Source organism: Xanthobacter aminoxidans (genome assembly GCF_023571765.1).
GTDB lineage: Bacteria > Pseudomonadota > Alphaproteobacteria > Rhizobiales > Xanthobacteraceae > Xanthobacter > Xanthobacter aminoxidans.
In genome coordinates this window covers 104,990-113,721 of record NZ_JAMJXC010000018.1, presented here as the reverse complement: position 1 = coordinate 113,721, position 8,732 = coordinate 104,990, and the positions used below count along the sequence as shown (strand labels likewise).

Below are 8,732 nucleotides of genomic sequence, written 5' to 3'. Positions count from 1 at the left end.
CTGGCGTGGCCGCGACCCTCAAGGCGATAGCCGGGTGACCGGAGCCGACGCGCGCCGTGGCAACAACCTGCGCGACGAGCCACAGTGAGTTCTCACACAGCCTCGGGGCGCAAAGCGGACGTCGCTGAGAGGACACTCGAGGGGCAGGCATGAGTCATCCCGCGCCTTGCCGCTGTGAAGTACGAGGTGGGACGTTCTTGGTTGGTCCTGACGGCCCCCTGCATCCAATGCAGGTACGCGGACTGCGTGGAGCCTCTCTCAGCCCTCAACCTGTCACGGGACGCCCGCCCTCTTCCTCTGACCGGGCGACAAAGCCCGCTCGGCCGGCGGTAGATTTCTGTCCGCCGAACAAGCCCACCACGCCCCGGTCAGGGCTCTCGTTCGGCGACTTCGAGCAGGGCGGCGCCTACGCCAAGGCACGCCAGGATCGCCCTTGACGTGCTTACCGCCTGCTTACCGGAATTCCAAAGCTTTGGCCGGTAAGCAGAAAACGCCCCGAAGGGCGCTTGCTAACCAACTGACTTTATTGGGAAAATTTGGAGCGGGCGAAGGGATTCGAACCCTCGACCCCAACCTTGGCAACGTGCCCGAGAGCCGTTCGCTACGATATCCGGCCCTTCGCTGAATTTGTAAAAAACACTACAAGGCAGATACTTAGTTCACACTCGCTCCGCCGATCGTCGCCACCCAGACGCCACGATTTGATTTCGGATGCTTCCATTCGGCTTCCGGAAGCGTTACAATAGAAAAAATGGAAGCAAATTTAATATAAGTGCTTGGAATAAAATGGAAAAGCTCACAAAGCGCCGTTTGGATGCTCTGAAACCTTCCAAGGTTGGGGTCGAAGGTTCTGAGCAGTTCCTCTGGGATGGCGAGTTGCGCGGCTTCGGCGTGCGGGTCAGCGCGGCGGGCCTCAAGAGTTTCATCGTGCAGTACCGAACGCCGGAAGGACGCCATCGCCGCAGGGTCATCGGGCGATATGGTCTCATGACCGTGGAGCAGGCGCGGGACGCGGCAAGAGACATCCTGATGGTGGTCGCAAAGGGATGCGATCCGGAGGAGGCCGCCACGCGAACGGACGATCTAACCGTCGGTGCGCTCTGCGACTGGTATCTGGGCGAGGCGGAGGCCGGACGAATTCTTGGTAAGCGACGCCGGCCTATCAAGGCGTCGACGCTTGCCATGGATCGCAGCCGAATTGACGCGCATATCAAGCCGCTGCTGGGCAAACGGATCATAAACACGCTTAAGCTGGGCGACATCGAGGGTGCCCAGGCCGATATCGCGGCCGGTAAGACGTCCAAAGCGCGCGTCGGTAGCCGCGGCGGTGCCACCACAGGCGGCGAAGGGGTCGCTGCACGCACCATGTCGACCCTGCACTCCATTTTTGAGCACGCGGTGCGGCTGGGGAAAATCACGAGCAACCCGGCTAAGGGTGTCCGTCGCCTCGCCAGTACGCCACGCGACCGCCGGCTGAGCCGCGCCGAGATCGAGAAGCTCGGCAAGGCGATGCGGATAGCGGAGCAGGACGGCGAGCACCCGACCGGCCTTGCGGCAATCCGCTTCTTTCTGATGACGGGCCTGCGCCGTATGGAGGGGCTCGCTTTGGAGCGTGCCTGGCTCCATGACGAGGAGGGCTCGATCCGATTTCCCGACACGAAGAGCGGCGCGCAGACGCGGGTCATCGGCCGCGCCGCCGTGGACCTGCTGCTGGCACAGCCTCAGGCCGGATCGCGCTTCTTCTTCCCCGCCGATTGGGGTGAAGGGCATTTCGTCGGGATCGTACGCGTGCTCGATCGCATCTGCGCAATGGCGCGACTGGTCGACGTCACCCCGCATACCCTACGCCACACCTTCGCGAGCGTCGCCGGCGACCTTGGCTTTTCCGAGTTGACCATCGCGGCGCTGCTCGGCCACGCATCGCGCGGCGTGACGCAACGCTATATCCATATCGACGAGGCGCTGCGGCTCGCGGCGGACCGCGTCGCGGACGAGATGGCCGACATTCTCGACGGCAAGGCGGCGGCTGCGCGTCCTCCTCGGCGTGGGGCGCGCCAGTCGCAGGAATTCCAGGAGACGGATCAGAGAGTGCCGCAGTCAGAATCGTGACACGGCGGAGCGGAATCAGGCTCTATCAGCCAACGAGCTGAAGCGGTTGGCGGACGGCCACGATCGGCGTCGACCCGCCGGGTCGGTGTGCGATGCGGAGATTGCATTTGGTATACTCCGCATAAATTGCGGATATAGCCTCTTGCGTTTGCGGAGATTGACCCTCACATTCTCCGCATGGAGCGCGGAGAATGACAACCTATGTCCATGACCTGCCCGATTGGCCCCGGTTTCGCTGGGATCACGCGGCGCTGGCCGCGCCGCTAGCGGCGGTGCGGCATCACCAGGGGCGATTGGTCGGCCGCATGGAAGGACTGGGCTTCGAGCTTCGTGGCGAAGCCGTCCTGCAATCCCTGACCGAAGAGGTCCTCAAATCCAGTGACATCGAGGGCGAGCGGCTCGACCGGGCGCAGGTGCGCTCCTCGATCGCGCGGCGCCTCGGCATGGACATCGGGGCACTCGCCCCGGTGGATCGCCATGTCGAAGGGGTCGTGGAGATGATGCTGGACGCGACCCAGAACTACCGGGTCCCCCTCACCGAGGAGAGGCTGTTCGGCTGGCATGCCGCGCTGTTTCCCACCGGTCGCAGCGGCATGGCCAAGATCACCGTAGGCGGGTGGCGCACCGGACAATCCGGGCCGATGCAGGTCGTTTCCGGGCCGATCGGGCGCGAGCATGTGCATTTCGAAGCGCCGGGCGCGGAGCGCCTCCCGGCCGAGATGCAGGCGTTTCTCGCGTGGTTCAACGCGCCCAGCGGCATCGATCCCGTCCTGTTCGCGGCCGTAGCCCATCTGTGGTTCGTCACCATCCACCCGTTCGAGGATGGCAACGGGCGCATCGCCCGCGCCATCGCCGACATGGCGCTGGCGCGCTCGGAGAGTTCGCCTCAGCGGTTCTACAGCATGTCCGCGCAGATCCGGATCGAACGGAAAACCTATTACGAGACCTTGGAGCGAACCCAGAACGGTGATCTCGATATCACGGCGTGGCTCGCTTGGTTCCTGGCATGCCTGGACCGCGCCTTCCATGGGGCGGAGGCGGTCCTTGCCACGGTTCTGCGCAAGGCGCGCTTCTGGGAGGCCCATGCCGGGAGCGCCCTCAACACGCGCCAGCGCCTCGTGGTCAACCGCCTGCTTGACGGCTTCGACGGCAAGCTGACCTCGTCCAAATATGCCACCTTCGCCAAATGCTCGCAGGACACCGCCTCCCGCGACATCGAGGACCTGTGCGGCAAGGGCATTCTAGTCCGGGAGCCGGCCGGCGGGCGGAGTACCAGCTACAGCCTCATCGCCAGCGCCGCCGATGCCTTGGAAGCGGTTGCGCGCTGGGTCCTGGCACACGCCGACAAGGCAGCTCGGGACGGGCCGGGATGGTCCAGCCCGGAGGAGGACCTGGCTCGGATGGAGCGCATTGAGGCCATCGGTCGAGAGCTTCAGACGCTCGCTCGCGAGCCCGACGCGACGCCAAGCTCCGCCAATCTTGAAACAAGGCTGAGGGCCTTGCACGAGCAGGGGCTATTCCCGGACGATCGACTGGTTGGCGCGGTCGCGATGGCTATCCAGCGGGGCATTTAGATGGACATGGAAGTCCAGCTTTTCCAATACTGCCGCAAGCCTTTGGCTAGACCCGACTAATCGTAAGCCAAGCCATATCGGGCTGGGACGAAACTCCAAGGGCACCTACCGAAAGCCTACGTTGCCCCTCCCGCCGTAGAGCGGATCGCGGCACCGAGTGTGCGTAGCGCCTTGCGGGCGGTCCGATCGGTGAGGTTTGAGTAGAGCATCACCTCCCGCGAGGGCAGCCCCGGCAGCCCAAGCCTCGGCCCAACATCGACCGTTGCCGCCGGCGCCACCCGCCGGCCCAACGCAGCGACCGCGAGGCCGGCAGAGACCGCCGCACCGATGGTGCCGATGCCGCCGCCGACAAAAACTTCCGTCCAGGGTATGCCCGCGGCATCGAGCGCCGTCGTCGCCATACTGCGAACGCTGCACGGCGCTGCCTGGGTCGCAAGGCGCAGCGGCTCGCCGATGCTATGCTCAAAGTCCGGCACCGCCATCCAGCCAAATTCCTCATCGAGGATGACCTCACCGCCGCGGCGATGGTTATCGTGACGCAGCACGATGGCCGCGTCGAGTTCGCCACGCTCGAAATCCTCCAGGCTCTCCCGTGAAGAGGTGACCCGTACCTCCAGGATGAGCGACGGGTCAACGCCACCCATGCGCTTCAGCAACACCGGCAGCTCACTGCCGACGATATGGTGGCTGATACCGACGACGAGGCGGCGTTTCTCCTTTCCGAAGCATCCGACGGCCAACTGGTGGGCACCGATCAGCGCCCGCGCGTGGTCGAGAAATGCGGCGCCGTCGGACGACAGGCGGACCAGCCGCGGCGTCCGCTCCAACAGGCGTCGGCCGAGGACTTCTTCCAGCCGCTTCACCTTCAGGCTCACCGCAGACTGCGCCGTGTCGAGCGCTTCGGCGGCACGGGTGAAGCTCTTGAGATCGGCGGTGAGGACGAACGCCTGCACGGCTTCGATGTCGAGTGCCTTCATGATCTATCATTCGGATTTTCAATGTCTGAAATGGAGTATCATGCCATTTTTATATGTTCAACCGACGCTTATCGTCCTCTCGTCAAGAGGCGGGCTCCCCCCTGCTGGCAGGAAGGCGTGTCGGTCCTGCCGGCAGCGCGGCGCCCGGCTCATCACGGAATAAGGAACGTCGGGAATGATCCTCGCGCATTACGGTCACCGCCTGCCCGCCACCTATGACGTAGGGCTCATCCGCGCCCGGGCCGCGGAGCGGGGCGTCCTCTGGGCGGCCGTGCCGGACCTCTATTTCAAGGGCTTTCTGCTGCGCGAGCGCGGCCGCTACGGGGCCATCGCCAACAACTATTCCTCGCTCTACCTCTGGCGCCAGGACGAGGCCTTCCGCGACTTCCTCCTCGCTGGCCGCTACCGGGTGGTGACGGACAGCTTCGGCCGGGCGGACATTGCCACTCGTTTCGTCTTGGATGCCCGCAAGGGCGAGGCCGACGAGGCGCGCTTCGTGTTCAAGCACGAGGTCGACATTCCGCTCGACGCCGATCTCGAAGCCGCCTTCGCCGCCGAGGTGGAAGCTACCCGGCAGGCGGCGCGTCAGCCTGGAACGGTGGTCGCGGCGGTGGGCATCGACACGCAGGTCTGGCGCTTCACCCGCATTGTCGTCTCGGCCAACGAACCGGATGGACGCCAGCAGGGCACGGCCTACGAGATTCTCCATCTGGCGCGCCCCCTGCTCGACACCCTGCCGAAGGCGTGACCCCGACGGGCTACCGTTTTGAGGCGCGACGCATCTATCGGATGCCGACCCATTTCGGGCCGGCCCCCGGCCCGCGGCAAATGCCCGACGGCATGCCCACCGCTCCAGCATCGAACCCGCAACGGCTCAGCGTCGCCACGCGCTTCCTGACCGATGCCGCCCGGCTGGAGGCGCATCTGCCGGAGGGGTTCGCCCTCTCCGGCGAACCGGTCGTCACCGTCGAGTTCCATTATCTCACGGGAATCGACTGGCTGGCGGGCCGGGGCTACACCATGGTTCAGGTCAGTTGGCCGGCCAGCTTCGCCGGACGGGAGGACAAGGCCTCTGGCCGGTTCCTCGCCGTCATCTGGGAGAACCTCACCGATCCGGTCATCACCTGGCGCGACGAGATCGGGCACCCCAAGCTCTATGCGGACATCCCGACGCCGCGCACGTGGGACGGCGCCCATCTGTGCTCCGCCGGCTGGCTTGGGTTCCGCTTCCTCGATATCGAGGTGTCTGGGCTGCGCGACATTTCCCCGGACGCGCCGCCGCCCGACGACATCCTGATGCTGAAATATGTCCCGCGCACCGGCGCCTGGGGGGAGGCGGACCTGTGCTAGGTGACGCTCACCCCGGGCAAGGATCCCGACAGGACCGTCGAGCATCGTCAGACTGGAACAGGCCGGGTGCAATTCCACCCCGCCGCCTGGGCGGACCTTCCGACCATGCATCATGTGGTGAACGCCCTCGCAGGCCTGCCCATGCGCGAGCCGCGCGGCGGCACGGTGGTGCATTCGCACGGCGGAAAATCCTATCGCGACCAGCGCATGCTGCGCTGAGTGGTTCCCGCCGCCGGTTCAGAAGCTGGAGGCGGGCTTGACCGAGGCGATCAACTCGATCTCGACGGCGGCATTGCGCGGCAGCTTGGCGACGCCCACGGCGGAGCGGGCATGGCGCCCTCGCTCCAGTCCCAGCAGTTCGAACAACAGCGTCGAGGCGCCATCCGCGACCGCGCTCTGCTCCACGAAGTCCGGCCCGCTCGACACGAACACGGTCATCTTGAGGATGCGGTCCAGGCGGTCGATGCCGCCGAGCCCGTCGCGCAGCGCTGCAAGGCCGCGGACCAGAGCCAGCCGGGCACCCGCCTGCGCCTCTTCGAGCGTGACCTCCTCCCCGACGCGGCCGACCGTCGTCACCCCGGTCTCGTCGCGCGGCAACTGCCCGCTGACGAAGGCAAGCCCCTCGTGGACCACGACGGGCGTGTAGGCGGCCGCCGGCGGCGCGGCGGCGGGTAGGAGGATGCCTGCGGCGTCGAGCGCCGCCTGCCAGCTGAAAGGTGTCGTGTCCGCGCACAAAATCAAAGGGACCTCCATAACTTCAGGCTGCGACCGGCTGCTCCAATGCCGCCTTGAAAAGCGTCGGATCGATGTTGCCGCCCGAGGCGACGATCAGCGTGGTGCGACCGGCGGTCTCGACAGCCCCCGAAAGTACTGCGGCAAGTGCAGCGGTCCCGCCCGGTTCCAGAACGAGCTTCAGTTCCCGAGCGGCGAAACGGATGGCCTCAAGGACCGCGTCGTCTGAAACCGCAACGCCGTACACACCGTGAGAGGCAAGGATCGGCAGCGTCAGGCGCCCCGGCGCGGGGACGAGGAGCGCGTCGCAGATCGAGCCGGAGAGGCGCGGATTGCGTTCCCATGCGCCGCTCGCGAGCGATCGGGCCATGTCGTCGAAACCCGCCGGCTCCACCGTCACCACCCGCGCCGTCGGAGCGGCTTCGGCGAGGGCGATGGCCCAGCCCGCCGCAAGGCCGCCGCCGCTGCAGCATACCAGGGCCTGGTCGATTGGGGTGGTGGTGTCCTCGGCGATCTGCGCGACCGCCTCCAAGGCGCCGGTGCCCTGCCCCGCGATCACGAACGGATCGTCGAACGGCGGCACCAGCGTCAGCCCATGCTCTGCCACGAGGGCACGGCCGATCTGCTCACGGTCCTCCCGCTCGCGGTCATAGAGGATGACGGTGGCCGCGCGCTGCCGCGCGCCCTCGATTTTGATGCCGGGGGCGTCCGCCGGCATGATGACGGTGGCCGGGACGCCGGCGAGCCGGGACGCATCGGCGATGGCGAGCGCGTGGTTTCCCGAAGAGAAGGCCACCACGCCCCGGCTCCGCTGGCCGGCATCGAGCGCGCGGATGCGGTTGGCCGCGCCACGGAACTTGAACGAGCCGGTGCGCTGCAGGTTCTCCGCTTTGATGAACACGCGGCCGCGTGCGAGCGCGTCGAGCCGCGGGCTGGTCAGGACGGGGGTGCGGACGATGTCGGCGCCGATGCGCGCCGCCGCCGCGCGAACCTCGGCGATTCCGATGGGATCAGCGGTCATGGCTGGCGCTCCCCGCTGTCCGGTTGTCGGCATCCGGGGTGGGGACCTGCCTATCGAGCAGGCGGGCGGCGGCCATCAGCGTCTCCTCATAGGCCTGAAGGGAAGAGCGGGCGCGATCCGGTGTCCAATCCCAGAAGCCGTGACCCGACTTAATGCCGCGACGGTCCTGCGCCACCAGCTCCGTGAGCGTCCGGCTCGGCTCGGCACCGTTGTAAAGGCTCGGATAGATGGTGCGCGCGGCGGCAAGCTGGGTGTCGAGCCCGGCGAACTCCTTCTGCAGGATCGGCCCCGCCGCCACGTAGCGGAAGCCGAAGCCGTAGCGCACGGCGGTGTCCACATCCTCCGCCGTGCCGAGCCCCTCGTCGATCACGGCGAAGGCTTCGCGCATCAGGGCATGCTGGATGCGGTTGGCGAGGAAGCCCGGCACGTCGCGGGCCACCCGGATCGGCTTGCGGCCGACCTCCGTCATGATGGCGTAGAGGCGCTCCGCAACATCCGCGGCTGTTTTCTCGCCCCGCACCACTTCAACCGCGGGCACGAGATGGGCCGGCAGAAAGAAGTGCAGGCCCGCCATGCGGTGCGCCGTCTGGCAGTCGCTGGCGATGAGGCTGATGCGGAAACCGGAGGTGTTGGTGGCGAGGGGAATGTGCGGCGGCACCAGGGTATCGAGTTCGGCGAACACCTCCTGCTTCAGCTCGAACACCTCCGGCACGGATTCGAGCCCGAACGCCATGCGCGGCCAGTCGATGCCCTGCGCCGTGCGATGCAGGCGGAATCGTTCCGGCGCGAAGGGCGCGCCGATCTGGGCCAGGGAGGCCCGCACCCGCTCGCGCCTCGCCTCCCAGGTGGCCTCGTCGCGGGTCGTCGCGTCGACGCTCCAGCCTCTGGCCAGAAAGATTGCGGCGACGTCGCACCCCATGGCGCCGCACCCGATGATGGCCATTCGTTTGTCTTGCGACACCTTCTGCT

The 8,732-nt window shown here is 66.6% G+C and carries 9 protein-coding genes; 5 read left to right on the top strand and 4 right to left on the bottom strand.

The window, feature by feature from the left end; translation table 11 throughout:
• The first annotated feature begins 786 nt into the window (after positions 1 to 786).
• On the top strand, positions 787 to 2,109 hold the full coding sequence (locus tag EJ105_RS22230; protein WP_250168053.1) for a site-specific integrase: 1,323 nt from the start codon (positions 787 to 789) through the stop codon (positions 2,107 to 2,109).
• Positions 2,110 to 2,300: 191 nt separating this feature from the next.
• The gene (locus tag EJ105_RS22225) at positions 2,301 to 3,683 is read left to right on the top strand and encodes a Fic family protein (RefSeq protein ID WP_347881339.1); all 1,383 of its coding nucleotides are present in this window, start codon (positions 2,301 to 2,303) and stop codon (positions 3,681 to 3,683) included.
• Positions 3,684 to 3,799: 116 nt separating this feature from the next.
• Here the strand turns inward: EJ105_RS22225 and EJ105_RS22220 are convergent, their stop codons facing one another.
• Positions 3,800 to 4,660 (bottom strand): LysR family transcriptional regulator, encoded by an 861-nt coding sequence (locus EJ105_RS22220; RefSeq protein WP_250168052.1) that lies wholly within the window; start codon positions 4,658 to 4,660, stop codon positions 3,800 to 3,802.
• 175 nt (positions 4,661 to 4,835) lie between these two features.
• On the opposite strand from EJ105_RS22220, the gene EJ105_RS22215 reads away from it, so the two are divergent.
• From EJ105_RS22215 to EJ105_RS22205, 3 genes are read left to right on the top strand one after another with little or no spacing between them, the layout of a single operon-like run.
• The gene (locus EJ105_RS22215) at positions 4,836 to 5,408 is read left to right on the top strand and encodes a DUF4865 family protein (protein ID WP_250168051.1); all 573 of its coding nucleotides are present in this window, start codon (positions 4,836 to 4,838) and stop codon (positions 5,406 to 5,408) included.
• 41 nt (positions 5,409 to 5,449) lie between these two features.
• Positions 5,450 to 6,010, top strand: a complete 561-nt coding sequence (locus tag EJ105_RS22210; RefSeq protein WP_284145587.1) for an acetoacetate decarboxylase family protein — start codon at positions 5,450 to 5,452, stop codon at positions 6,008 to 6,010.
• Complete coding sequence (locus EJ105_RS22205; protein WP_250168049.1) at positions 6,011 to 6,229, top strand: hypothetical protein; 219 nt, start codon at positions 6,011 to 6,013, stop codon at positions 6,227 to 6,229. It abuts the gene before it with no gap.
• 18 nt (positions 6,230 to 6,247) lie between these two features.
• Here the strand turns inward: EJ105_RS22205 and EJ105_RS22200 are convergent, their stop codons facing one another.
• The 3 genes from EJ105_RS22200 to EJ105_RS22190 are packed head-to-tail and all read right to left on the bottom strand — an operon-like array spanning position 6,248 to position 8,706.
• Positions 6,248 to 6,745, bottom strand: a complete 498-nt coding sequence (locus EJ105_RS22200; RefSeq protein WP_347881340.1) for a RidA family protein — start codon at positions 6,743 to 6,745, stop codon at positions 6,248 to 6,250.
• Positions 6,746 to 6,767: 22 nt separating this feature from the next.
• A complete protein-coding gene (locus EJ105_RS22195) occupies positions 6,768 to 7,763 on the bottom strand; it encodes a threonine ammonia-lyase (protein WP_250168047.1) in 996 nt (331 codons plus the stop codon).
• Complete coding sequence (locus tag EJ105_RS22190; protein ID WP_250168046.1) at positions 7,753 to 8,706, bottom strand: 3-hydroxyacyl-CoA dehydrogenase NAD-binding domain-containing protein; 954 nt, start codon at positions 8,704 to 8,706, stop codon at positions 7,753 to 7,755. The genes EJ105_RS22195 and EJ105_RS22190 overlap by 11 nt, the downstream gene beginning before the upstream one ends.
• Between the last annotated feature and the right edge of the window lie 26 nt (positions 8,707 to 8,732).